Origin of the sequence: Mesorhizobium sp. M0848 (assembly GCF_040319805.1) — a bacterium.
Lineage (GTDB): Bacteria > Pseudomonadota > Alphaproteobacteria > Rhizobiales > Rhizobiaceae > Mesorhizobium.
Map to the genome: position 1 here is coordinate 384,302 of NZ_JAMYOM010000001.1, position 24,212 is coordinate 408,513.

Here is a 24,212-nt window from a genome sequence, read left to right on the forward strand (position 1 = left end):
ATGATTTGGGGCGACGACTGGAAATAGTAGCATGCGCCTAGCCAAGCCTGGCCGGCGCAGGCTCGGAACGATGGCGCGGCCGAATCTCGAATCTGGTGGCCTCCGAGTCCTGATTTGTCGGCGCACTGGGCGGTTTGGCGACCGCAGGTGAACTGGAGCCGTTCGCGCCGCGCGAATGAACGTTATTCCAGCCGTTAGAACCCTTTAGTGTTCATAATGTCAGTCAAGAGTTCGTTGATGTCTCCAGCCAGCGTCGCCAGTCTTCCGTCGACAATGTGCGGAAGGCCATTCTCTTCTTCACGGTGATAACTGGCCTCGAATTCTTCAACCGCTTCTCCAGCTAGTGGGACACCTCGATTCTTCAGACGCTCGTAAGCCAAGACTACGAAGTTGAACAGGGACGGGTTGATGTTCACGAGCGTGCCATACCAGTGGAACACGTCATGACAGGCTTGCCGCGTTTCTTCTTGGCGCCGTCCTCTTGTCTCTTCAATCGCCGCGGTGACGATATCGCCCGGCACGAGGCACAATGTCATCAAATCCGCCACGATCGGGTAGTCCCCGATCGGAACGAGCCTGATGACGTGCCGCAATTCCTGTTGGTGATGGAAGTAGTTCCTAAGGCACTTGAGCGCCGTAAATTCCTGAACATCGAAGAAATCGAGGTCTACTCCAACCTTCAGTCGATCGTTCAGACTGTGTCCGGCCTCAAGCAACGAAAACAGCGTATCAGGATTCGGTGAGACACAGTGCGCGTGGTAGAGCCGAAAGAACCTTCCAGACGCCGCCCCGACATTCACCAAATCGATCTCACCGACCATACCTATGCTCCAAATAGACATGTGAGTTAGAGGGAGTGACACGCTGCGGCACGCTGAGCAGATCCGCGCAACAGCGGTCGCCGCTTGGCACTGTTGCCAGGGATCTTCATCTATCTGCACCCCACCCAGATCAGGCTCGCGATCTGCTCGCCTCCGGCGCTATCTGCACCGCCTATGATTCGATGTCACCGCCCTTGATTGGTTCGTCCACGATCACCTGCACTTCCACGGCGCCGTAGCGGAAAAGGTCGTAGGGCATGGACCCCAAGGATTTTTCAGCCTTGGCCACGAGAGGCGCGTACGGGTCGCCGACACGCAGTGCCAGCAGGTCGTAGGTGAACCAGTCCGCGAACGACCGCGACGCGGTGCCGACGGCATCCGCGGCGAGCACGTTTCCTGTGGCGCTCTGGTTGTACGCCAGGTCGCTCACCAATTGGGCGGGCAGCACGGGCAGACCGCGGCCGCCGAGCCCCGGCCCCTGGAAAAGGAAGATCGACGAATTTGTCTGACGGACGAGATCGGTGGTCTGTTGCGTATCCAACTGGTACGAGTGGTTCCAGCCCTTGGACGCATCGGCTCGATCACGCGGATAGAGGCGCTTCGCCTGCACAAGCGTTGCACGTCGTCCTAGCGGTTTTCCGTTCAGGTGCGGATCGATGATCAAGCATAAATCCGCCGCGAAAGTCTTCGATGGTCCTTCTTGCCCAGCTCTGGCTATGCCGGGCTTGCCCTCCTCCGACTTGTCGATCGAGCGATACTGCAGCCGGACGCTCGTTCGTCGTCCACGACCCAAGGCTCTGGCTGTGTCCAGGAAGGCCAGATCGAGAGCCTCGAACCGATCCGACAGGCATAGTAAAGAAGCGCTCCATCAGCTTCTCTTCCCCGACACCGTGATGAAGAGGGTATTCTTTGGCGACCTGCGTCTCGAGATCCAAGACCGTCCGCTCGATCATGCTCTCCAGCAGATTGTCGCCCAACCATGTGCGCCCATTCTGCGCTCCGTCGTTTTGCGACAGGGTTAGGCCATAGAGGCGATCGGCGACCCCGATCCGTTTCGGCTTGGGCCATGCACGCCCCTCACCAAATTCCTGATCGATGGCCAGCGCGACCTGCTTGGCGCGATACTGCGTTTCGCGATCGGGATGGTTCGTCAGTTCCTGCACAAGCGCAGCGTCGTCCGAACGTACCATCTCCGTGACGGTGTAGAGGGCGAAGTCGCCGCTCCGTCCCCTTCCGAACCATAACAGAGCTTCGATCGCGGCCTTGCGCAGGTCGCCGTTGTTCCCGATCAGCGAAAGCATGTCGTTCGAATAGACGGTTCGCATATCTGGTGGTGCGTTCCTCAGCACGCCATCAAGGTCCTGCACCATTCGGGCGACATCTCGCACCCGTGCGTCGGAGATCAGTACGTCCCATAACTCCGACATCGCCGGCGGCAGAGGCCCATTGTGCCGGTCGGTGTCATAGTGGGGCTTGATCGGTCGTCTCGGCCCAGCAAGCTCCGGATGGATGAAGAGAAAACCGAGGAGCTTCAACCAAGAGGACCAGCCTTGGAGTCTGCTCATCGAACGCATCGCGACGGCGGCGAGATCGCGACCGATTTCCTTGTGGGCAAGTGTCAGCAAGCGCCGGATCTGATCGCGTGTCGGCACCGAAAGCGAGGCGAAGTTGAGATCGCTGCCCAGATAGGTGAGATCGTCATCCTCAAGAACGTCGCAAATCGCATCGAGCATCTCCGGAGAGGCTACCAGCTGTGGGAGCGCCAGCATCACCTGTCGTCGGCGCTGCCCGTATGCCAAGGAAACAGCCGCAAGCTCTCTCGCGAGGTCCCATCGTTGGTTCACCACGCCCTGCAGTCCGCTGATCAGTCCGGCCGTCGCGGCGTCGCCGTTCTTTACTGCTCTCCCGACGAGGGCAGCAATAGCAACCAGGTCCTCGGCGGTAGCGAGCCTGAAGTTCTCCTCGACGCGAAGTTCGTCGATTGCCTCGTGAACGAGCCCGGTGGAAACAGCATCTGACTCGAAGACAATGATCCTGCGCCCCTTGCCTCGGCTGGCACCCGATCCGAGCCGATAGAACAACCCCCACAGCGCCGGCGTCTTCTTGTCATCCCATCGCATGGCCATCCCCTCCAATCAGGTTGCTGGTAGACAATCCGTCGGCAATTGACCAGTCAGGGCCGTTCTGTGCGCATCGCAGGAAATGGCAGAGAGCGGCCTGCGCACGACGTCAATTGCGTCCTACCGAGCCGTACTGTGTCGGCTTCGCTCCAGAACAGGAACCTATCTCCTGATGGCGAATTGAGTCGTGTTCGCGCTCAGGAGGTTGCATGCAAGGCCAACGGTTTGAAAAGCCTGTACGCGTGGCCCTCGGCAGGTCTCGGAACACGGTCTATACCGTTGAGCGAGTAGCCCAGGCAGCGGACATATTGCTGAACCGATGGCCGGCGATAACCGGCAAGAGGCATGTCGCAGCCCGCAAAGCCTGCCTTGGCGTTCTCGAGGGGCTCAAAGAAACCCGCGACGCTCGCAAGGCCTTCCTTGAGGCTGCAAAGGAGGCCGATATTCTGGTTGAACGGGATCCGTGGGGTTGAGTGCCAGCCGCTTTCCATCGCGTCTCAGTATGCCCTAGTGTGAATCGCCCCATTCTGGAGCCGTCCATGTGCAACGATTACGAACAGCATGTCATTTGGGCTGAGTATTGCCGGATGATGGCGTCCCTGGCGCTCAAGATCCCCAGCTCTCAGAGCGAACTCGATTTGCCAAAGGCAGACGACGTCCGCATCAATGATCCGGCACCCATAATGCGCGCTGCCGGCGATGCGATCGAACTCGCCTCGATGACGTTCGGATTTCCGCCTGCCGGACCAAAGGGCGGCCCCGTGTTCAACTTCCGCTCCGAAGGCCGGCAATTCGGAAACAGCAAACGCTGCCTCATTCCCGCGTCCGCATTCTTCGAATTTACAGGCACGAAATATCCGAAGGCGAAACATCGCTTCACGCTAAACGGCTCTCCGTTCATGGCCGTCGCAGGGCTTTGGCAAGAAGCTGTCGGCAACAAGCCGCCCAGCTTCACCATGCTGACAACGGATCCCGGACCGGATGTCGTGCCATATCACAATCGGCAGGTTGTGGTCCTTCAGCCCGAGAATTGGGCGGCCTGGATCAATTTGACAAAGCCTGAGGCTGAGCTCTTGCGGCCGCTTCCGGCCGGATCGCTCTCGGTCGAGACAGTTCGCCCCGAAAGCTCGTGACTTAAAGCGCATCGCGTTTGAACGGATTCAGGGGACACGCTTTGGGTCTTTGCTTGTGCATGTCGTTGCCGCAAACCCGGGCCACACTTTTGGGCGACATGCATTAGCTGCGCAAGATCTCCGGCACGCTGAGCGGCCCGAGGTCGAGAACCGGCGTGTATTCGCCCGTGCGGCGCCAGACGCCTCGCACCTTTCCATTCTCCCGATCCCGCCTCGGATCGAACATCAGTCCCTCGAAGTGATCAAGGAACGCCTTTGCTGATGCCGCATCGGTGAAGCAATGGAGCCGATAGGTTTCATATTTGCCGTTCGGCCATATCGCCTGCACATGCCGCGTCTGGTGCTTAAGCCCTCGTTCCTGGCAGAACGTCGCGATCATGGTGAAGTTCGGGTCGGTGCAGAGGTCATCCGGCAGCGCAACCTGATGTGGCCAGTCGCGGTCTATGACCGATGGCGTTGGTGAGCCCCGACTGCGTTTGACCACTATTCGAAATGCATTGACTGGCCGCGCATCATTGCCAGCGTCAGCGCGACTGCAGGATTTGCCGGCGGCTTCTCCATATGCAAGGAGCCGTCGAAATCACGCCAAGCCGCGATGCGCAATTCATCATCGTCATCGCCGGCCGCAGGGTCGAAAACGTGGGCATCACAGGGATCCCGGTCAATCTCGATTGTCCAATCCTTGAGCGCCTTGCGAGCCATCTCTTCGACCTGGGCAAGGTCGCTGGTGAAGAAGGGGATACGGTCTCCATCTTCCGAAAGGGGCTCAACGCGATCCAGCGTCGGCCGCTCGGGAACCCAACCGAGAACGAAGGCAATATCGAAATCGATCTGGCGGTCGGGGCCGGGCGTGAACTCCAGCCGCTTGACGACGTCAGGATAGAGTTGCTTCCGTTCTGGCCAGGTGTCTGGAATCGCCTCGGCTTGCAACTTCGTGCGGGGAACGTTGATCAGTTCCATGACCTGATGGTGGGGAACCTTGTCCTCCGGCCAGCCCGCACAACATGCCGCCGCCGCAGCCTCGTCGGCCTCCAGCCAGACTGTGGCGGCCCGGTTCTCGTCCTCGGTAGGCTCGTCGTCTTCCGGAAAGCCTTTGATATCCCACCCTTCCAACGCAAACAGCCCTTCCGCGCCTTGCAAAGCCGTAATGCCGGCGCGTGAAAACACTGCTTCGGCTGCCGCGATGCCGCGTGCGAGCTCTTGGGGTGTTGCGTCCTCAATGTTCAAGCGAAGTTCCATGGCTCGCCTCCTATGGTCTAACCCGGCCAATGTGAACAAAATGAGAACAAAGAGTCAAGCGCGCCCTTGACGAGACAGGAATATGTTCCTTATTTCAGTGTGATCTGGAGCAGCAAAGGACCATGGCTCGGCGTCAATCGCGCTGGCCGGCGAAGCTATGGCGAAAACAGCGGAAGACAATTTTCGGATCGAGGTCTGGGATCGCGAGGAGCAGGCTTTGGCAGAAACCATTTCGCGTTCCCCCGATTCAACGGTCAGCCAGGCAGCCTGGCAAGCCGCCATCCGGCGTCGGCCGGGCATGTTGCTGATCCACTACAACAGTCGGCATGTCATGGAGAAAATCCTGACACCAGGCGAGATGAAGATCTCGCCACAGACCATCATCGACGGCAGCGTTCACGCCGGCCTCGATGTGGCGCTCGGAGATCTTCGCGAATGGCATGTGTTGCGGGCTTGGTGCAGATCCTGTTCGCACCATGCAACGGTGAAGCCTGCCGGCCTCATCAAGCGCTATGGAGGAGGCGCTCTGTTCAGTTCGGTCGAGCGCGCGCTTTTCTGCACGAGTTGTGACAGGGGCGGGCCTGTCAGGCTGGAAATTCATAAGCTGCCACGCAATTGAGAGGAGCAAGACCCGATCGATTTCTTCTCTGCAAACCCGTCGGTGGTACTGGTCAATCCTATCGCATCGTCGCCGATCAGCGACCGGACTGTCGAGAACTGGAACTTTGCGCGATCTCGGCCGGTCGGCTTCCATCCTGACGCAAGAAACATGCGGACCGCCGCGGACGGGGACAGTCGGTCCCGCGTCCCGTCCTGCGGCCGGCGCTATGCTGACGCTCCTACGGCTGTCCCGTTCACCGCCTGCGGCGGGGGCGAATTTCCTCCGTCCTACGCGCGACAGCGATCCGCTGTTGCGGCCGCGCGCAGGACTGCGGTTTATACGCCGTTCTTCCTTAGAGCGCCGCCGATCGCCGGCGCGGAGATTAGCCAGTGAGCACGCGTCGTCCGGCAAGACGAATGAGGATGGCGCCATCACCACTACGCACTTCCGTCGGTTTCGCTCTCCTCGTCAATGGCGCGCACGGGGAGATAGGCGTTCGTCTCCAGCCACTCGCGCAACACAATCTGTATGAGGTCGGATCGGCCCACTTTCATCTCGGCAGCTATGTCGTTAAGTGCATCCTCAGTCGCCGGCTCCAGGCAAACGCCAGCAACATTCCCGAGCATCAAAGCCGCGCGACGAAGGATGATCTGCAGATCCGGCCGCGACATGTCCTTTATGCGATCTGCGGCGCTTTCAAGCTCCTCGGCAAAGGATATGCGGGTCATATCTGCTGTGGCGCCGTTCTCTGCGCCCTTTTGCCTTTTTCCAATTCTGCGGTGATGTAGGCGGTGGCGTGTTCGGTTGCTCGCCTCGTGTTCTCACGCTGCCGTTCCAACTCCTCTGGCGGGTAGTACACCTCGGGAACACAGCCTGTGGCGACCGTCGACACCGGTTCCCAATCCTCCGCTCCGGTTTGGGCCAACCGTCCTTTTCCCAGCGCCAGCAAAAATCCAAGAGGTGAACGTCGCATCTTGTCAGGATCGCGGAAACCGGGTGCAAGCGCAAGGCCGGCGGCTCGGATCTGCAGGTCGCCCCAAACTCGCTTAAGGACGATCAGATTGTAGCCGTCGTTACCGAACAAGCGAGTACTCAAACTCCGCTTGCGTCTTACCGCGAGGCCTCGTAGGGCGTAAGAGTGAGTTCCTGATCTCCTGCGACCAGCACGCAGTCATGGCCGGCCAGCTTGGTCAGCACGTGCCAGTATATCTGGCCATCTGCCCGGGTGGTCGAGTTCATACTTCTCACAAGAGGTTCGATAACGGAGACAGGCACCGTCCACACGCGACCAGTATCGGCCGCACAAAGGACGAGATATCCTGACGTCGCATCAGTCAGGTAAGCTCGCTGGGTGTCGTAGAATGCATACCAATAAGATTGGTAGTCGCGATTATATCGCTTGGAGACCGAGACGACCGCTCGCACGGCGTCATTTGCGGTTTCGAAAGATGATCGCCGCCTCCTGGTAAGACGAACAATCAGGTATTCAGAAACCACGTCGGCGGCGGCCTGCCTGAGTGACTCGATTCCGGCTGTCGGAGCAGATGCCCGATGAGATCTTGGTGAAGTTCCTTGGATGTCGGAGGACTGGATGATATCGGAACTCTCAGGCTCCGGCGCCGGATCATCCGTATCAGCGCGCACTTCAAACATCAGGTCGACAATTCGGTCTACACGTGTGTATTCGATCGGCCTTACTATCGATCGGATCCTGTCGACGACGAATGGCGACTCGGCATTGACCTTTACGTGAAGCAGTCGGATGAGGCTGGCGGCGCCGATCATACGCATCGTCCACGCATGTTGCGAGCCGCGGATTTGAGCCTCAAGGGCGCCTGTGTCGTCGCGTCCCACTATGAAGAGCACTGCACTACCGTCAGCGATTACGCCCTTTTCGATAAGGTCGCGACGATATCGGTCCACGGTGTCCAAAGAAATGCTGTATGTGTCTGTGGTTTTGACTTCGATGACGAGGTCGGTACCTGACCCGTCACGCCATATCCCGTCAAACCCCGTCAGGTGAGGTCGCCCCTGATAAACGCCGTTGGTCACCGCGAAATCAAGGCGGCGGCCGATTTCGTTGACGACATCCTGAAGCACAAATCCGCTGTCATCAAACCGCCGGCGGATCTTTTGGCGACTTCTGCCGGCGGTCGGCGCAAGACACTCAGTCACGTAGCGTTCTAATTCCTCGGCCTCAACTTCTGAAAGAAAAGCTCGAAGTTCGACTGAACATTCCGTTTCGTCCAAGAGATGTCCGTCTCCGGCTAGCGCAAGTATTTGCCGCAGATCCAGCCGTCGAATCTCCTCGGGTCGATCTCTCCAGAATGAAATCAGGGCCAAATCGCATACCCAAAGGGAGCATTGTTCATTGTCTTGGCTCAGGTCGGCGAATCAAAGCCTTGCGTCTATTTTTGGAGGTCAGCTTGAGGGTATCAGCTTTTGGAACGTTGGCGAAGAGCTCGCCGAGACTGACGCCAAGTGAGGTGGCCACGGCCAACAACGTTCTCAGGCTCGCGTTACGCTCTCCACGCTCAAGGAAACCAATGTAATTCCGATGCAATCCAGCTCGCTCGGCAAGCTGCTCCTGGCTCAAGCCTTGAGACATCCTGCACCGTCTTATTTCTTGGCCGGCAGCCAGAAGTTCATCATTCGTCCCCATATACAGAATCTTGCCTCAGATCGCACAATACGCTACACACTGGCAGTGTGTATACGCCCGCCATTGGGGCACCTCGCAAAGCCCCGTTTTAACGGCAAAAAATTTCACCCCGGCCCGAAAGGTTGGGTATCATGCGAAAATGGGGAAGATGACGAATCATAATCCTACGCCTCCGGCGCCCGGCTCACTTATGAGTCGTGTCGCCGAAGCAATGGAAAAGCGTGGTACGGCCTTGAAGGCTGCGGCAGCTGCAATTGGAGTGGGTACAGCCACCCTCCAAAACCACCTGGCTGGTGAGCATGTACGGAGCGACTCCGCTCGAAAGTATGAAAATTGGCTCGCAGGCCGACGCGAGCCGTCCAACGTGTTCGTGCTGCCGACCGCCGGGACCAAGATCGAAGTCGACGGAGTCGATGAAGAAGCTGCGAAACCACCGAAGCAGCCCCGTCTCGTGGTTGACATCTTTTCGGGTTGTGGAGGGCTCAGTCTCGGCTTCGATCTGTTGGGTGACGGCAAATACTTTCGCACGATTCTGGCGCTCGACAATCAGGCGGCCCCTATAGCGACACTCAACCGCAATGCTGTACAAGTCGGTCACGGAGACCACCCCATCGGTCGCATTACGGATCTGACAGAGTTCACGAACGAGGCTGAGTTTCTAACATTCTATTTACAGCATGCGGCCAACGTGTTGGGTGACACCCCACTGAAGGCATTGTTGCATGGGCTGCAAAACGGTGCGTTTCCCTCGTTCCTCGATGCAATCGCCACTGTGGATCGGATGTTTTTGGATGAACTCAACGCAGTCCGATCAATGCCCGAATGGCGCTCCGCGTGCGAGCGTCTGGATCGGCAAGCGCTCAACCAAACGTCCGTCATTGGCTTCCATGACAAGCTCCATCTGCCACGACCTTCGTTAAAGGTAGCGGCGATGCCCCCGCTGCTGTGGGGCGAGCCGGAAAGCAGTCTCGGAAAGACTCGCAAAAAAAAGGCGAAGACTGAAGCAACCTGTATAAAACAGGCTGAGTGGGAATGGGACGAAGAGGTTGTTGCTTTGTCCGCCAAACGCGACGCCGATGGACGTGGTCAACTTACAGCATCAGCCCGCCGTGTAAGTGGATTCGTAAGTTTTCTGGGCAGCGAAGCCATGTTGGCCGTTCGAGTTGTATGGGTCCGCTGGCGCGCCCAACGACTCGCATTACGCAGGGCGCTTTTTGAAGACGAGCATTTTGCAACGAAGGTTCGTAGCCTCTACGACGAACGAGCGCGCGTTTCAGTTTTGGTTGGCGGCCCGCCCTGTCAAGGCTTCAGTAGGATCGGTCGCGGCAAAATCCGCAGCCTTCGTGAGGCCAGAGTCCATGTTCATGGAAACGCGGAGGCGGGGGACGCACGGAACCTTCTGTTTCAGCGGTACGTGATGGTGCTGGGTGCCTTGAGGCCCGACGCCTTCCTTTTCGAGAATGTTCAGCATTTCCAGTCCGTCGTAAAGGCTGACGGGGTCCAGTTTCAGGCAACCGAGGTGCTCGCAGAGGCCATTGCCAACATGTCGGAGGGCGAAGCGACCTATGAGGTTGCATCGAAGATCCTGGACGCCTCCAAGTTTGGCATCCCCCAAACACGTCAGCGCTACTTTATGGCGGGTGTGCTGGCTAAAGGCGGCACTGGAAGTGCATCTAGGGAAGCAGCCAGTTGTCTGACACTGGGACGCGCCCGCGAAGCGCCGCTGTCGCTGGCATTGGCTGGACTTCCAGCCCCGGGCGTCGTCGGCGGTGACTTAAAGAGCGGCGATGCAATGGCGGCCCATACGATCGTGGACGACGCGGCCATTGGCGACCATCCTTTCATCCGATGGATTCGTCAACCGCGCCCTGGAACAACGGTTCCTCCCGCGGCGGTAGACGCCCACGCCGCCAGGGCGGCTCGAGCGGACGATGCTGCGTTCTTTGCTTTGATGGGTCCTGGAAAGCGTTGGATGGACTATCGCGCGGACGACGCTCAAACGACCAACGACCTGGGCAACCTTGTCAAAGCACTGCTTGCAATGCCGATCGGCGCCTATGAAACAGCAGCAAGGGCCGCTCGAAGAGCCGGCGAAATGCTGCCGGATCGCGAGTCACTTATTGCACTGGAGAGCCGGGTCAACGGCGCGTTGCCGTTAAGATTGCTTTTGGAGCAAGTGGGCGAGAAACTTGGCGCGCCGCACCATCTTCTAACCGGGACATATCTTGCAAAGCGTGAAGGCAATCATGGAGATTGGGTGGCAAGGATGGATGCATCCCGCCCAGCCAAAACCATGGTTAGTCATATGGGCAAGGATACCTATGCCTATGTGCATCCGTCGGCGCCAAGGACTATTTCTGCCCGTGAAGCTGCCCGTGTACAGAGTTTCCCAGATTGGTTTGCTCTGGGTGACGCAGCGCTGACGGACGCTTTCAAAATGGTTGGCAACGCGGTGCCACCCATGCTCAGTTATGCCATCGCAGGCAGAGTGTCACATGTGCTCAGTCAGCGGGAGGCTGCTTGGCGTGCCGGTCGAGGTCGACAGCGGGCGTGACGATCACGCCGCGACGGGCTCGGTTTTTGTTCCGTTCGCAATTTCGACACACAACCTGCGCCGTAATGCATCTCCTCGCAGGCTGTCCGAGATCAGCGTCGGCAAATGAACGCCTATCAAAGTCAGTCGCCGCGCTACCCCCTCCACAAGAAAAGACTCTGCGCGGAGCACGTCGAGCTCGGGCGAACTGAGCGGTGAGACAATGAAGGCAGAGTGCGCCTTTAACGCAGCCAGATAGGTCGTGACCTGGTAAGCGTCAGCCTCGCCCAGTCGCGGAGGGCCATTTGCTTCGAGGATACGCTTCCACTTGGCATCACCAACGACCGAGGGATTCGAACAGCACCTAGGTGCCAGCATAAAATCCGGTCGAAGGCGGATCAGGTCGGTACCATCGCCGGCGGAAGCCAGAAGGGATTTCTGTCCCCGTTGCAGAACCAGATCATGTCTCTGAAGACCCTCGGACAGCACGCGTCGGACGGCCGCCTGAAACAAATAGTGCAATCTAAACAGGACTGCGACCGCAGGAAGACGACCCCCTCGCGCCGGGTCGGGTGAGCCTTGCGCGAGCAGTGTTCGCGCGAAAGTGATGAGTGGACGCCAGCGCTCTTCGATCGGTGTCAGGACAAGGCGATCGAGATCGCGAACTGACGGTGGAGTGTCGCCGACTGAGCCGAGCGATTGCAATAGATGAAGGGAACGCATTCGCGTCTGCAAGCTTCGTGTTCGGCGCGCAATTTCGCCGGCCAGCCACTTAACGGTCCGACCAATCACATTGTCGTCTCCTAGTGGAGCGTGGCGTACTGTCAGTTCAAAGCCACGACCGGGCCTCAGACGCGCGAGATGACGCAACTGTACCCGCCCCCTAACAGCATTGGAAAGCTCCTCCCGAGGGGTGTAGCGACGAGGATATCCGTCTCGCAGATGCCGATCCAATGTTCGCGCAGCCCACGCCAAAATCAGTTCGAGAAAGCTGCCGTCGGTGTCGGCGATCGCCGCTTCGGTCAGTGTCAGCGCATCCCCAGCGTCCGTGAAGCGAAGCAAGTTGCTGAGAAAGGCGGTGCCGTTCGAAGCAGTGGCCCCATCTGATGTCTTTGGCAAAATCTCTACGATAACGTTGCCGACATCGACGACGCCGACGACCCCCACCGCATAGAGGCTGCGTCCCCTGGTTTCGAAGGTCCTCAGCCCGGCACGCAAGCCGGCGGCTTCAAGCCGCTCGCGCGTACGCGGCGTATCCAGCCCCGGCGGCAGCGCGACGCGTCCGTACTCCACCGCCGTCACAACGGGCGTGATGCGGTGCAGCATCAGTCAGGTAAGCCCAGTCGCGCTGCGAAACGTTGGAGGTCCCATGCAACGGACTTAGGGTCCCACCATTTCGCCGGTGTCAGCACCGGTTCTGCATCGAGCTTGCCCAAAACCTGAAGGTTTTCACTCAGGTCGGCGAGCGCATCCTCGTCGAACAACTCGGCGCCGATCACGAACCTGACCAGACCCAGCTCACCACGAAACAGATCGATCAGAAACGGCAGGGTCTTGTTGCGAAGTGTATGCGCCAACGCAGCCCGGCGCCCGGCGTCATCTGCCAAATAGCCTTCCCGTTGGCGCAGCTCCTCGAGTTTCGCTTCCAAGTAGTCTGCATGACCAATCAGGTTCTCACTGCCGTTGAGAGCCGTCAGTCTCCGATTCATACCCGTGAACATTTCTCGAACCTTCAACCCACCATAGGCTGCGGCGACCAGCTCCGGGTTCGGTGGCACCATAATGAACTCAAAGCGTCGCCTAAGGGCGAGATCGACGGTAGAGAGTGACTTGTCAGCTGTGTTCATGGTCCCGACGATAGATAGCGTCGCTGGAACGGAGAGCGGCTTGCCCGAGTACGTCAGGTTTACCTGCCGCTCTTCCGAGGCACCCTGTCGCTTATCGAACTCCAGCAAGGTTATGAGTTCGCCGAACACTCTGCTGAGGTCGGCTCGATTGATCTCGTCGATCACGAGTACGACCTCGGTCGCCTTGACCGGAAGGCCTTCCGCCTGCAGTGCTTCGTAAACTGCGGCGTGTCGGCTGGCGTTGGTGAATTCGGTTGTGGGCAGACCAGTCAGGCGAGAAACGACCTGCCGTCGCGCATTTTTCGTGCCGCCAAGCCGAAAATCAGAGGCCGACAGATTGTGCTCTGCAAATCGCCTCAGGGTCCAAAAATCGACAAAGCCTTGTGCGGGTTTGTCCTCTTCTGTTGCAACAGAGTCTGTTCTCTTAACCACGGACTCAAGCACCAACCCGCCAGCTTCGATGTGGGTTACCCGATAAGGTCCAAGCTTTTGCCCGATGCTAAAGCGATTGGCACTCACGGCAGAGCTCGCAGCTTCGCAGGCTCGAAGAAACGGACCAGGCGTTATCGAATAGACAACATTCCCACTTGGCGTTTCCTCGGGCCGAAAGCCTTCGACGAAGTCCTCATACGAATAGCTTGGATGAAACGTGACCCAGATAATGCGACCTTCTTGGACCAGTTCTTGGTGCACGCGCTGAATTTCTGCCTCCGGCGTCGCCGGTCGGAGGATTTCCACCGCCTCGCGGGCGGCACGCCACGTCTTGCCAGTGCCAGGTGGGCCGGCAAAGACCTTCATGACAGCCATTTTACCTTCCCCCGCTTCCCGGCTGGAGAATGGCTGGATATTTTGACAGAGTCACGCTCTGAGGCCTGTGGAGCTTAGATATCCTAAACTTATCTTGCAGAAACTCCGCATTGGGACGAAAACATCTCACTCTGTCGCGCCCGCCCTTGGAGCGATCGCACTAAGGACAAAAGCTTGGCGACCAACCGTGCACGCACTGTAAGGCAATCTTTCAGGCCCAGGGCCCGACTTTTGCAGCTACTGGGAGACCAGTTGATCGGATCCCCGCGTCTGGCCGTCTTCGAGCTTGTCAAAAACGCCTACGACGCTGATGCCAGTGAGGTAGTGGTCCGGATCTCCGGCTTGGACGAGGGCGATCCGACTATTACGGTCGAAGACGACGGCTATGGCATGTCATTCGAAACGATCCGAGACATCTGGCTGGTCCCCGCGGACGATCACAGAGAGTTGGAAAGGGCGGATGAAATCCGTTCGCCAAAGTTCAACCGACTCCCACTGGGGGAAAAGGGAGTTGGTCGCTTTGCTGTTCACAAGTTAGGTGACCGAATCGAGCTGGTGACGCGCGCGGCCCGCAAACGTGAATGCGTCGTCAAAATCGACTGGCGCGACATGATGCGCAGCCGTCTCCTCGACGAAGCGAAGGTAACAGTCAAGGAGCGGGAGCCCGCCGTCTTCACCAAATCCCGCACCGGCACGCGGATCACGATCTCCAGTCTGAGAGAACCAGACTGGACTAGACGCGATCTTCGCGATCTCTGGCGGCAACTCACGTCCATCGCATCGCCGTTTGGACAACGGAAGGACAAATTCGACATCAAGCTCGAAGTGCCGGAACGCAAGGCGTGGCTGGAAGACCTTCCCGATGTCACGACCCTGCTTGAAGAAGCACCTTGGCGCTTCTCCTTCAGCTTCAATGGTCGTGAACTGACGTACGCCTATGAGTTCATCGGCGTCCCGGGAATCGCCGTTGAACCCCGAACCGTAACCCGATCCGAGCCACTGCAAATCTGGCGCGAATCCCAGCCAGACGACCTCGATCCGGGGGAGAAGCGGTCGCGACGAAGGGTTGAGAAGGTTACTGCTGACCCCGGGACCATCCGTGGGATCGGTCCGTTCTCAGGCACGTTCTATGTGTATGATAGAGATCGCGATACGCTGTCACGCTACGCAAATCGTCGGCTGATTGAGCGCTTCTTGGATCAAAACGGCGGTGTCAGGGTCTACCGTGACACCATTCGCGTCTACAATTACGGCGAAGCAGATGACGATTGGCTTGGTCTCGATATTCGGCGTGTGAACTCTCCGACGAAGAACATCAGCCGTAACATAATAATCGGAGCGATCGATTTACGCCTTGAAACCAGCGGGTTGCTCAAGGAAAAGACGAACCGCGAAGGCTTTGTAATCAACGACGCGTATCATCGTTTGCGCCAGATGGTTGTCGGTGCGTTGGCTGTTCTCGAAGCGGATCGGCAAATCGATAAACGTAAGATGAGGTTGGCCACCGGCAAGGCAACGGCCGGGCCACAAGGCATTACCAAGCCGATCGAGCAACTTCGCCGAACTGCCCGGCAGCATGGCGTCGCAGAACAGATGGAGCCGTCCATCCGGCGGATTGAGAAGGATTACGAAGAGCTCCGCGAGAACTTTTTAAGGGCAGGGCTGTCCAACGTCGGTCTAGCGGTCGTCTTTCACGAGGTCGAGCGCGGTGTGGCGATGCTTCATCGAACGATACTGAGCGGAGGAAGCTTAGAACAGGTACGCACTCAATCCGGCCAACTCCAGGGGGTCCTTGAGCAGTCAACGCGTCTGCTGCGAAAGAACGAGCGTGCCGTTCATTCGCTCCGTGACCTCGTTGTATCCGCCCGCGATCTGCTGCTGGTCCGTCTTCGCCATCATCAAATTCAGCTGACCTGTCCAGTTCTGGAAAACGAATTGGGACAAGTTCGTGCGGTATTCGCCTTCAATCTGGCGCTTGGCGCTCTTACGAATCTGATCGACAATGCAATCTATTGGCTGCAGGTCGCACACCCGGACGAGAGCGCTGCCGTGCGCCGCCGGCTGTATCTCAATGTCGTCGCCGATTGGGACGGCCGCCCCGCTGTCATTGTCGCTGACAACGGGACTGGCTTCACGGATGCGCCCGATGAGGTCGTTCAGCCCTTCTTCAGTCGGCGACCCGATGGGATGGGCCTTGGATTATACTACACGAATATGGTGATGCAGCTGAACGATGGTCGGCTGGAACTGCCAGCGAACGGCGACGCGGACATCCCTGCCGAGTTCACCGGCGCGGTCGCAGTGCTGCTTTTCAAGGGGGTGGATTGATGTTCAGCGCAGCGCGTTACGTCGTCGTCGACGATGAAGAGGATCAGCTTCGGATGCTGGTCGATTCGCTTCACAGCATCGGCGCGCCGTGCGTTGGTGTCCACTACACCGGCAAGCCGCTAAACCCGCGCGCATTCGCTGGCGTGCGGCTGCTGTTCTCGGACCTGTATCTCATTTCAGGTAACTCCAGTCAGAAGGTCCAGTTCGCAGCTATCGAGGCCATGTTGCGTACTAATATCGATCCGACAACCGGTGGCCCCTATCTGCTGATCTTATGGACAAGCCATGACGAACAGGTCGGCGCGCTTCGCGCGTATTTGCGCGAGCGGTTAGAGCCGGCGAAGCTCCCACTCGCCGTTCTGGAACTCGACAAGAAGCCATTCCTTGTGAAAGGCGATGGGAAAGGCGATCCGGAAGGTCTCGCTAAGGCAGTTCACGCACAGGTAAACAGCTCTCCCGAAATCCGCGCACTCATCAGTTGGGAGGGGGATGTCCTTGCGGCCGCGGGCGCGACCTTAGTCACAGTGACAGACTTGATTGCTGCCGAAGAGCGTGATCTCGATGGCTTCGCCGAAAAGCTGAACGGCATCCTGTCGCTGCTGGCGGTCGCCAGCGCTGGCAAACCAAATGTACCCCTCGATCGCCGTGGCGCGATCAACAATGCTCTGGCTCCGATCCTGGCGGACAGAATAATGAATGCGCGCGAGCGACCAGAGGTTGCAGGCATCTGGGACCAGGCGATCACCCGCGACAACAATCTGCCCGTTATGGACGACGCCCAAATCGGGCGGATGAATCGAATGCTTCATATCAGCATGCCGCCCGCAGAGCCTCTGGATCCAAAGGATTGGGGGGCTGTGCTTCTCCTTCCCGCGGGAGAGCGGCAGGATCAGCCGATGATGGCACGGTTCGGTGTGAAATATGCCGAGTTGCTCAGCCAGGTCTTTCACTTGGACAAACCCGGTCGTGCTCGCTCCAGACCGGTGATGGTCAGGATTGGAGCCGTCTGCGATCATGCGCAGCGGAAGACTGGGCCTTTGCCCTATGTGCTAGGCGTTCTGGTGCCGGTAGATGTTCAGCGCAAGGAACTTGAACAGCTAAAGTCCGAATTCGAAAGCCCGATTCTCCTGATCGATCCCGCCGAGGGCCCAGTGCATCTCTATGTCAATGCTCGTTTTCAAATCGCCTTGGTCGCGCCGCCTGTCGAATGGACGCCGCTCTTTCGCATCCGTGAGCAGTTGCTGATGATGATCAGCGCTCACGCCGCCGAGTACCAAACACGGCCAGGTATAGTGAAATTGCCAATTTGACGTTCACTTGGAAGGCGTCACCAACTCGGCTAATTGTGACGGGAGACGTTACCGACCGATGCAAAGAGTTGTCGTCGAACCCCGGTCGCCGGTTACTCGCCTCGGCACGCACCTTTGGTATTCGACTCGCGATTGAGCGTTGAGGGTTCCGTGGCAAACGATGTCAAGGGTGGTCGAATCGCCAAGAACCCAGACCCTCTGACACCCGACCAGCGTCGAGAGAACATGTCACGGATCAGAGGCCGTGATACCAAGCCGGAGTTGATGTTGCGCCGAGAATTGTTCGCGCGGGGGCTTCGATACAGGCTGCATGACAAGGGGCTCCCAGGAAGGCCGGACCTAGTGGTGACCAGCAGGCGAGCGGTAATATTCATTCATGGATGCTTCTGGCACGGCCACGCGTGCCCGCGAGGTGTTACGCCGGGAACCAACACAGCCTTCTGGGTAGAGAAGATCCGCCGTAACCGCGAACGCGATCAGGCCGCGCTGTCGAAACTTCTGGTGGATGAATGGCGAGTTCTGACAGTTTGGGAATGTGCAATCGTCGGGCCGGCTCGACGCGGGCTTCCTGATTTGGGTCAGTGTGTGATCTCGTGGTTGGATCATGGAAGTCGAGAGCTGACGATCAGTGGCGCCTGGTCTGCCGACTGACGACGGGTCGTCTGAACGTCGCGGGCGCGTCTCACGCGGCGCGGAAATCCGACCGAGCAGATTACGAATTTCAGCAGTCGCAACTGGGTCGCTCTGGCAGGGCTACGCGGCCGGTTTCCGGCATGCCGGGCGTAGGATGACTGCCGCCTTAGTCTAGGTCGACCTCAGGATGTTATCGGAGACTGCAAAAGGGGAGAGATGGTCTTAGCCATCTCTCCCCCGCGATTGCCGTCTGCGCAGAGCGGGGCCGCTCGCTTGCAAGGCGGCACATAACCATCACCTTCTGAACTGACCCGATCCGCCCCGCTCGACGCGCAGCCCAGCTTCGCTCGCCGGCATTCGCCCCCCTCTCTGCCGCGCGCTCACGCGCCCCCGGAAGGCATGCCGAGGGGCATGCCTTCGGTATGTAACGGGAAAGGACCAGAACCATGACAACCCATGAAACAACTGGAAAGACCGTAACTGCCAGCGAGAGCGGCACAGAGGTTTTCATTCCACTGAACAAGTTGAAGAAGTCGCCCCGCAATGCGCGCAAAAACCCGCACAGCGAGGCGATCATCGAAGCCTACGCGGCAAGCATCGCGGCCAAGGGCATCTTTCAAAACCTTGTGGTGGAACCGGAGCTTGACGGAGAGGGGACGGAAACCGGCTTCTATCTCGTCAGCATCGGCGAAGGCCGCAGGCTGGCGCAGCTTTTGCGCGTGAAGCGCAAGCAGATCAAAAAGACCGAACCGATCCGCTGCGTCGTCGACACCGTCAACGATGCGCATGAGATCAGCCTGGACGAAAACATCACCCGCGAGGATATGCACCCCGCAGATCAGTTCGAGGCGTTCCGTGAGCTTCACGAGGAACGTGGATGGGGTGCTGAGGAAATTGCCGCCCGCTTCGGCATTACCGCGCATATCGTGCGGCAGCGCCTGCGGTTGGGCGCGGTCAGCCCCAGGCTGATACAGGTCTATCGCGACGGCGACCTAACGCTTGACCAGTTGATGGCGTTTGCCATCACTGACGACCACGCCCGGCAGGAACAGGTTTTCGAAAACCTCACCTACAATCGCGAGCCCTACATCATCCGCCGCGAACTGACGCGGACGCATGTCGCGGCGAGCGACCGGCGCGCCATCTTCATTGGCTCCGAAACCTATATGGAAGCGGGTGGCGCCATCCTGCGCGACCTGTTCACCGAGGATCGAGGCGGCTTCTACGAGGATGCCGCTTTGCTCGACCGCTTGGTGATCGAGAAGCTTCAAGGCATCTCCGAAACCGTCAGGCAGGCTGAGGGCTGGAAATGGGCAGATGTCCATATCGACTTCCCCCACGCAAACGGCTCGCGTCGCACTTACCCGCAGCCGGTGGATTTGTCGGCGGAAGATCAAGCCGCCTATGCGGCGGCGTCCGACGAATTCAACCGGCTCACGGAAGAATGGGATAGCGCCGAGGAACTGCCCGACGATGTCGATCAGCGTTTCGGCAGGCTCGAAGCCGAGATCGAGCGCATCGACGCCCTGCGTCACGCCTTCGATCCCGATGTTGTTGCGCGTGGTGGCGTATTCGTTGTCCTTGCCCATGACGGAACGGCTCGCATCGAACGTGGCTTCATCCGCGCCGAGGATGAGCAGGCGGGACCGGAAGCGGAAACGCGGTCAGACGGCGAGGACTACGCCGTCAACGATGATGGCGAGATCATCGAAGACGGAAGCGGTTCGGATTCCGATGGGGCCAGCGACGAAGAAGCGGAGGACGACGGCAAGCCGTTGTCGGACCTTCTCATTCGCGACTTGACCGCCCATCGGACGCTTGGGCTTCGCCTTGCGCTTGGCGAACAGCCGGACATCGCCCTTGTCGCGGTGACCCATACGCTTGCCGCGCAGACCTTCTATCAGGGTGCGGAAGCCCACTGCCTCGAAATCCGCCCAACCAGTGTCTATCTCGCCGGTCACGCGGACGGCATCGAGGATACGGCGGCAGGCAAGGCACTGGCAGATCGACATGCGGAATGGGCTGCGGACATGCCTCGCGATGTGGCTGATCTGTGGGGCTTCATCGCCTCACTCGACCATGCCAGCGTCATGGCGTTGTTCGCCCATTGCGCCTCGCTCACCGTCAATGCCGTAAAGCAGCCTTGTGAGCGCAAGCCTCGCGCCCACGAGACTGCGAACAGGCTGGCGACAGCCGTCAATCTCGACATGACCGCACATTGGAGGCCGACCGTCCGGACTTATCTCGGGCGCATCACCAAGGCACATATTCTCGACGCCGTGCGTGAAGCTGCCAGCGAAGAGGCGGCAGAGAGGCTGTCGGACCTGAAAAAGCAGCCAATGGCGGAAGCTGCCGAGCAGTTGCTCGCCGGAACCGGATGGCTGCCAGCGGTCTTGTGCACCGCGCAACGTGCACTGTCCGGTGAACGGCAGGACCAGGTTACAGATGCCAGATCGGCGGACGTCGCCGAATTGGAGCCGAAACCCGCTCAGCCGGACACGACCGAGGAAGCCGAGTCTTTCAACGTCGCCGCAGAGTGAGGCGCAGCAGGCCGGAGCCGCGTCGCGCTCCGGCCTGCTTTCCGAGAATTTTCGGCCGCCCCAATGGCGCGGCCGGATACCTCGACAGTACAAAGTTTTGCAAGCGGTGGAACCCAGAACGTCCCCGACACGAATGTCTCCCCGGCGTGCCATCGCCCAGCCATGTGGCGCGAAACCCTTGCATGAGGTGCCTGTGCGGATGCGTCCCATTCCCGGCAATGCCTCACCGTGCGCAGAAGTCGGCGTAGTCGGATCATTCGGCGATGCGGTGGAGGATCGGGTGTGATGAAATGTTCCTGGCCATCGATCTCAACCGGGCTCGCATCCAGCCGACTGAAACGCGAAATCGTCACGAGGGTTGGCGACTTGGAAGCCGCTGCGTTCGGCAATCAATCGGTCGTCTTCGGAGCCACCCGAAACTCGATGGAGGGTCAGCCCAAAGATGAAGGGAATCGGGCCGTACCTTTTTCACCTGATGGACGAGGGATCACACTCTCCTGGCGTTTGAGGCCTGTTCTTTGACAGGAACTGAGCAGCGCCCCGGCGCGGACGATATTGGATCCAACGTAGCATCGTGGTGTTCCCTTCCATTTGCGCCAAGCCACCCCCACGGCGTCCTCGAATGGATTGGGTCTGACCGAAGACCGCCTTCGCTGCACTCAGTCTCGATCGTCTTCCCGCAACGCCGCCGCTGCGTTTTCTTCCCCTGTCCGCTGCGCGTCCATTCCTCGCGGTTCAAGAAAGCCTCGCGTCGCCGTCTTCCACTTCGTTTCAGCCCCTTCAGGGTGCGGACCGATCGTCTCCGGTCTCACGACCACCATCGAGGCCGCGATGGGCGCGGCCCGAGAACAACAGAAGGAACCACCACAATGGCTACGATCGGCACTTTCTCCCGCACCGCGAACGGCTTCTCCGGCTCGGTCAAGACCCTAAATCTCAACGTCAAGACGGTGACGTTCTCTCCGGCCGATGGCGAAAATGAAAAGGGTCCCGACTTCCGCATCTTCGCCGGCGCCACCGAGTTCGGGGCGGCATGGAAGAAGACCTCGCGGGAGGGACGCGACTACCACTCCGTCAAGCTCGACGATCCCAGCTTCCCCGCTCCGATCTATGCGAGCCTGGTCGAGACCGACACCGAGGGCGACTTCTCGCTCATCTGGTCCCGCCGCACCGCAGAGTGATCCGACTTGACACGAAGCCCCGCCGCAAGGCGGGGCTTCCCCATGTTCAGGTCCTACACAGCCTGGCACGTCCGCAGATGCAGGTGCTAGGCTTTGGCTGGTGCCTTGCGCGTCTTCTTCAGCGACGATTTGACGGCTGCCGGAGTTGTTCTCGCTGCTGCCGCACGAGCAGCCCGTTTTGGTTTTTCCGCCGCGGCAGGAGTGGGCGCAGCCGCCTTGCGCCCGAGCCCTGATGCCTTCGCCAGGGCCGAACGCGTGGCCGCGTAATTCGGCGCCACCATCGGATAGTCGGAGGGCAGGTTCCACTTCTGCCGGTATTGGTCAGGGGTCAGATTAAAATGCTGAAGATGCCGCTTGAGCGATTTGAATTTCTTTCCGTCTTCCAGACAGATGATGAAGTCCGGCGTCACCGACTTCCTGATCGATACTGCCGGTTCCTGCTTGATCACAGGTTCCGTCGCCGGCGTGCCAATACCCTTCAAAGCGGCATGGATATCGCCGATCAATTTTGGCAACTCGCCGGCCGGTAGTGGATTGTTCGACACATAGGCGGCGACGATGTCGGCCGCTATCGACACGGTATCCAGTTGGCCATCTTGTTGGAGAGCAGTGGTCATATAATTTCCTTTTATTGTGTCGGACGAATTGAGCGACGTTTGACTTCCTCGACCCGCCACCGAGGCAAATAGTACGTTTCTCTGTAAAATCCAAATCTCTTGCACAACACTATAAAGAATAAGCTTCGCTTTCATCGTTCCGATCGACTGCGGATACCCTTGTCGACCTGATGGGAAGCGAGGAACTTCCCCTCGCTTCCCCGCCAATGCCGCCTGTGCAGAGCAGGGCCGCAGGCTCGCAAAGCGGCCCACCACGGCAACTATCTCGATCATTTTCAATCCGCTTCGCTCAACCGTGCAGCCCGGCTCCGCGCGCCGGCATTGGCCCCCATCACTCCCGCGCGCTCACGCGCCCCCGGAAGGCATGCCGGGGGACATGCCTTCGGCATTGACGGAAAAAGGAGTGAGCACAATGAACATGACCACCATTATCAACAGCGAGAGCAACACCCGGCAGCAGGCGATTTCCAGCGGCTTTCGCGTGGACATCTCGCGCGGCGAGCGGATCGGGCGGGTTTCTTCGGAATGGTTTTCGCGTCCTGATGACGAGCGCTATTTGAGCCTCACCGAGCTTTTTGATGCCGTGAAGCAGAGAGCGGACCGCGCTACCGCCCGCACCGTCGAGAGCCGTGCGGTTCGCGTCGAAGCGACCCGCGACAATGCAGAGCGGCTTTCGCTTATCGTCCCCGGACAGGAGCAACCGATTGCGCCCACGCATTGGAGCTTCGGCCAGCTTTGCAGCCTTGTCAGCGCACCGGCGACCTACATGCGCCAGCTTCCTGCGCCTCTGGCAGGGATCAATTTGCAGCATGGCCTTTTGAGCCATCGGGCGGAGTTGATGAAGACCCTCGAGACGGAGGACGGGCGCGTTGAGCTTCGCGCCGTCACTGGTCCGGACTATGGCCGTATCTGGGATCACGAGCTTGTGGCCGCCGTGATGAAAATCGCGGGCAATGGTACCGGTGACACCATGTGGAAGGTGCCGGGCGTTCTGGATTGGGCGACTATGACTCACAATCCTTTCGTGGACATCACCAAGGACACCACCACGCTCTACGCCAGCGACCAAGACGTGTTCCTGTTTCTCGTTGATGATACGCATCCGATCGAAGCCGGACGGCTCCCGAATGGCGAACCGGATTTGTATTTTCGCGGCTTCTATTGCTGGAATTCGGAAGTCGGCAGCAAGACGCTGGGAATTGCGAGTTTCTATCTCCGCGCAGTTTGCATGAACCGCAATCTGTGGGGCGTGGAGGGCTTCGAGGAAATCAGCATCCGGCATTCGAAGTTTGCAGCACTTCGTTTTGCTCATGAGGCAGCGCCCGCCTTGACGAGCTTTGCGAACTCAAGTCCGGCGCCATTCATCGCCGGCATCAAGGCCGCGCGTGAGAAGATCGTCGCTCGTAGCGACGAAGACCGCGAAAGCTTCCTGCGCAAGCGCGGATTTTCCAAAAGCGAAACAGGCAAGATCATAGAGGCAGTTTTGCAGGAGGAGGGCCGCCCGCCGGAAAGCATCTTCGATTTCGTACAGGGCATGACCGCGCATGCCCGCACCAAGGCGCATCAGGATAGCCGACTGGACCTTGAAGGCAGGGCGAAGGCCCTGTTGGAAAAGGCGGCGTGAGCAACGAAAGGCCGCGCAGCGAACGTCTCGCCGCGCGGCCTATCAGGTCCGCCGTATCAACGAGACCGTCATAGCATAAGAATATCTAGCGACCAGATCGTCGGGGTCGGCGTGCTGTCGTTTTTGAACACGGCGGGGGGGGGGGGGGGGGGGGGGGGGGGGGGGGGGGGGGGGGGGGGGGGGGGGGGGGGGGGGGGGGGGGGGGGGGGGGGGGGG

At 59.2% G+C, this 24,212-nt stretch carries 21 protein-coding genes and 1 pseudogene; 10 read left to right on the top strand and 12 right to left on the bottom strand.

Annotated elements, in window-relative coordinates:
* Nucleotides 1-194: 194 nt before the first annotated feature.
* The 3 genes from NKH95_RS01810 to NKH95_RS01820 form a co-directional block, all read right to left on the bottom strand.
* On the bottom strand, nucleotides 195-821 hold the full coding sequence (locus NKH95_RS01810) for a hypothetical protein (protein WP_352890813.1): 627 nt from the start codon (nucleotides 819-821) through the stop codon (nucleotides 195-197).
* Between the two features lie 172 nt (nucleotides 822-993).
* The gene (locus tag NKH95_RS01815) at nucleotides 994-1,485 is read right to left on the bottom strand and encodes a hypothetical protein (RefSeq protein ID WP_352890815.1); all 492 of its coding nucleotides are present in this window, start codon (nucleotides 1,483-1,485) and stop codon (nucleotides 994-996) included.
* On the bottom strand, nucleotides 1,403-2,941 hold the full coding sequence (locus tag NKH95_RS01820; RefSeq protein WP_352890817.1) for a hypothetical protein: 1,539 nt from the start codon (nucleotides 2,939-2,941) through the stop codon (nucleotides 1,403-1,405). The genes NKH95_RS01815 and NKH95_RS01820 overlap by 83 nt, the downstream gene beginning before the upstream one ends.
* 209 nt (nucleotides 2,942-3,150) lie before the next feature.
* Here NKH95_RS01820 and NKH95_RS01825 point away from each other — a divergent pair, with 209 nt between their 5' ends.
* Both NKH95_RS01825 and NKH95_RS01830 read left to right on the top strand, forming a co-directional pair.
* Complete coding sequence (locus NKH95_RS01825) at nucleotides 3,151-3,414, top strand: DUF982 domain-containing protein (protein WP_352890819.1); 264 nt, start codon at nucleotides 3,151-3,153, stop codon at nucleotides 3,412-3,414.
* A gap of 66 nt (nucleotides 3,415-3,480) precedes the next feature.
* Nucleotides 3,481-4,074, top strand: a complete 594-nt coding sequence (locus tag NKH95_RS01830; protein ID WP_352890869.1) for an SOS response-associated peptidase — start codon at nucleotides 3,481-3,483, stop codon at nucleotides 4,072-4,074.
* A gap of 103 nt (nucleotides 4,075-4,177) precedes the next feature.
* Here the strand turns inward: NKH95_RS01830 and NKH95_RS01835 are convergent, their stop codons facing one another.
* Together NKH95_RS01835 and NKH95_RS01840 are read right to left on the bottom strand one after the other, a co-directional pair.
* Nucleotides 4,178-4,558: a hypothetical protein gene (locus tag NKH95_RS01835; RefSeq protein WP_352890821.1), complete on the bottom strand. Its 381-nt coding sequence runs from the start codon at nucleotides 4,556-4,558 to the stop codon at nucleotides 4,178-4,180.
* Nucleotides 4,558-5,241, bottom strand: coding sequence for a hypothetical protein (locus tag NKH95_RS01840; RefSeq protein ID WP_352890823.1), 684 nt, complete (start codon nucleotides 5,239-5,241; stop codon nucleotides 4,558-4,560). The genes NKH95_RS01835 and NKH95_RS01840 overlap by 1 nt, the downstream gene beginning before the upstream one ends.
* Before the next feature lie 229 nt (nucleotides 5,242-5,470).
* Here NKH95_RS01840 and NKH95_RS01845 point away from each other — a divergent pair, with 229 nt between their 5' ends.
* Nucleotides 5,471-5,932, top strand: a complete 462-nt coding sequence (locus NKH95_RS01845; RefSeq protein ID WP_352890825.1) for a hypothetical protein — start codon at nucleotides 5,471-5,473, stop codon at nucleotides 5,930-5,932.
* A 419-nt stretch (nucleotides 5,933-6,351) separates the two neighbouring features.
* Here NKH95_RS01845 and NKH95_RS01850 read toward each other — a convergent pair whose 3' ends face one another.
* From NKH95_RS01850 to NKH95_RS01865, 4 genes are all read right to left on the bottom strand, one after another.
* The gene (locus tag NKH95_RS01850; RefSeq protein ID WP_352890827.1) at nucleotides 6,352-6,642 is read right to left on the bottom strand and encodes a hypothetical protein; all 291 of its coding nucleotides are present in this window, start codon (nucleotides 6,640-6,642) and stop codon (nucleotides 6,352-6,354) included.
* Complete coding sequence (locus NKH95_RS01855) at nucleotides 6,639-6,998, bottom strand: hypothetical protein (protein WP_352890829.1); 360 nt, start codon at nucleotides 6,996-6,998, stop codon at nucleotides 6,639-6,641. The genes NKH95_RS01850 and NKH95_RS01855 overlap by 4 nt, the downstream gene beginning before the upstream one ends.
* Nucleotides 6,999-7,024: 26 nt before the next feature.
* Entirely contained in the window at nucleotides 7,025-8,164 is a 1,140-nt protein-coding gene (locus tag NKH95_RS01860; RefSeq protein WP_352890831.1) for a hypothetical protein, read from the bottom strand.
* 118 nt (nucleotides 8,165-8,282) lie between these two features.
* Nucleotides 8,283-8,576 (bottom strand): helix-turn-helix domain-containing protein, encoded by a 294-nt coding sequence (locus NKH95_RS01865; RefSeq protein WP_352890833.1) that lies wholly within the window; start codon nucleotides 8,574-8,576, stop codon nucleotides 8,283-8,285.
* Between the two features lie 190 nt (nucleotides 8,577-8,766).
* On the opposite strand from NKH95_RS01865, the gene NKH95_RS01870 reads away from it, so the two are divergent.
* Nucleotides 8,767-11,130 carry a DNA cytosine methyltransferase gene (locus tag NKH95_RS01870; protein ID WP_352890835.1) on the top strand — a complete coding sequence of 788 codons (2,364 nt, stop codon included), beginning with the start codon at nucleotides 8,767-8,769 and terminating at the stop codon, nucleotides 11,128-11,130.
* Nucleotides 11,131-11,133: 3 nt separating this feature from the next.
* Here the strand turns inward: NKH95_RS01870 and NKH95_RS01875 are convergent, their stop codons facing one another.
* Entirely contained in the window at nucleotides 11,134-12,435 is a 1,302-nt protein-coding gene (locus NKH95_RS01875; RefSeq protein WP_352890837.1) for a 5-methylcytosine restriction system specificity protein McrC, read from the bottom strand.
* A complete protein-coding gene (locus tag NKH95_RS01880; RefSeq protein WP_352890839.1) occupies nucleotides 12,435-13,763 on the bottom strand; it encodes an McrB family protein in 1,329 nt (442 codons plus the stop codon). Before NKH95_RS01880 ends, NKH95_RS01875 begins: the two co-directional genes overlap by 1 nt.
* 252 nt (nucleotides 13,764-14,015) lie before the next feature.
* On the opposite strand from NKH95_RS01880, the gene NKH95_RS01885 reads away from it, so the two are divergent.
* The 5 genes from NKH95_RS01885 (at nucleotide 14,016) to NKH95_RS01905 (ending at nucleotide 21,755) form a co-directional block, all read left to right on the top strand.
* On the top strand, nucleotides 14,016-16,091 hold the full coding sequence (locus tag NKH95_RS01885) for an ATP-binding protein (RefSeq protein ID WP_352890841.1): 2,076 nt from the start codon (nucleotides 14,016-14,018) through the stop codon (nucleotides 16,089-16,091).
* Entirely contained in the window at nucleotides 16,091-17,401 is a 1,311-nt protein-coding gene (locus NKH95_RS01890) for a hypothetical protein (RefSeq protein WP_352890843.1), read from the top strand. The genes NKH95_RS01885 and NKH95_RS01890 overlap by 1 nt, the downstream gene beginning before the upstream one ends.
* A 150-nt stretch (nucleotides 17,402-17,551) precedes the next feature.
* The gene (locus NKH95_RS01895) at nucleotides 17,552-18,052 is read left to right on the top strand and encodes a very short patch repair endonuclease (protein ID WP_352890845.1); all 501 of its coding nucleotides are present in this window, start codon (nucleotides 17,552-17,554) and stop codon (nucleotides 18,050-18,052) included.
* A 428-nt stretch (nucleotides 18,053-18,480) separates the two neighbouring features.
* Nucleotides 18,481-20,574, top strand: coding sequence for a ParB/RepB/Spo0J family partition protein (locus tag NKH95_RS01900; RefSeq protein ID WP_352890847.1), 2,094 nt, complete (start codon nucleotides 18,481-18,483; stop codon nucleotides 20,572-20,574).
* An 869-nt stretch (nucleotides 20,575-21,443) separates the two neighbouring features.
* A complete protein-coding gene (locus NKH95_RS01905; RefSeq protein ID WP_023728967.1) occupies nucleotides 21,444-21,755 on the top strand; it encodes a DUF736 domain-containing protein in 312 nt (103 codons plus the stop codon).
* Nucleotides 21,756-21,928: 173 nt separating this feature from the next.
* Here NKH95_RS01905 and NKH95_RS01910 read toward each other — a convergent pair.
* Nucleotides 21,929-22,372 (bottom strand): annotated as a pseudogene (locus tag NKH95_RS01910) (Ros/MucR family transcriptional regulator); the annotation flags it as partial.
* Nucleotides 22,373-22,790: 418 nt separating this feature from the next.
* Between NKH95_RS01910 and NKH95_RS01915 the strand changes: the two are divergent.
* On the top strand, nucleotides 22,791-23,996 hold the full coding sequence (locus NKH95_RS01915) for a DUF932 domain-containing protein (RefSeq protein WP_352890871.1): 1,206 nt from the start codon (nucleotides 22,791-22,793) through the stop codon (nucleotides 23,994-23,996).
* The last annotated feature ends 216 nt before the right edge of the window (nucleotides 23,997-24,212 follow it).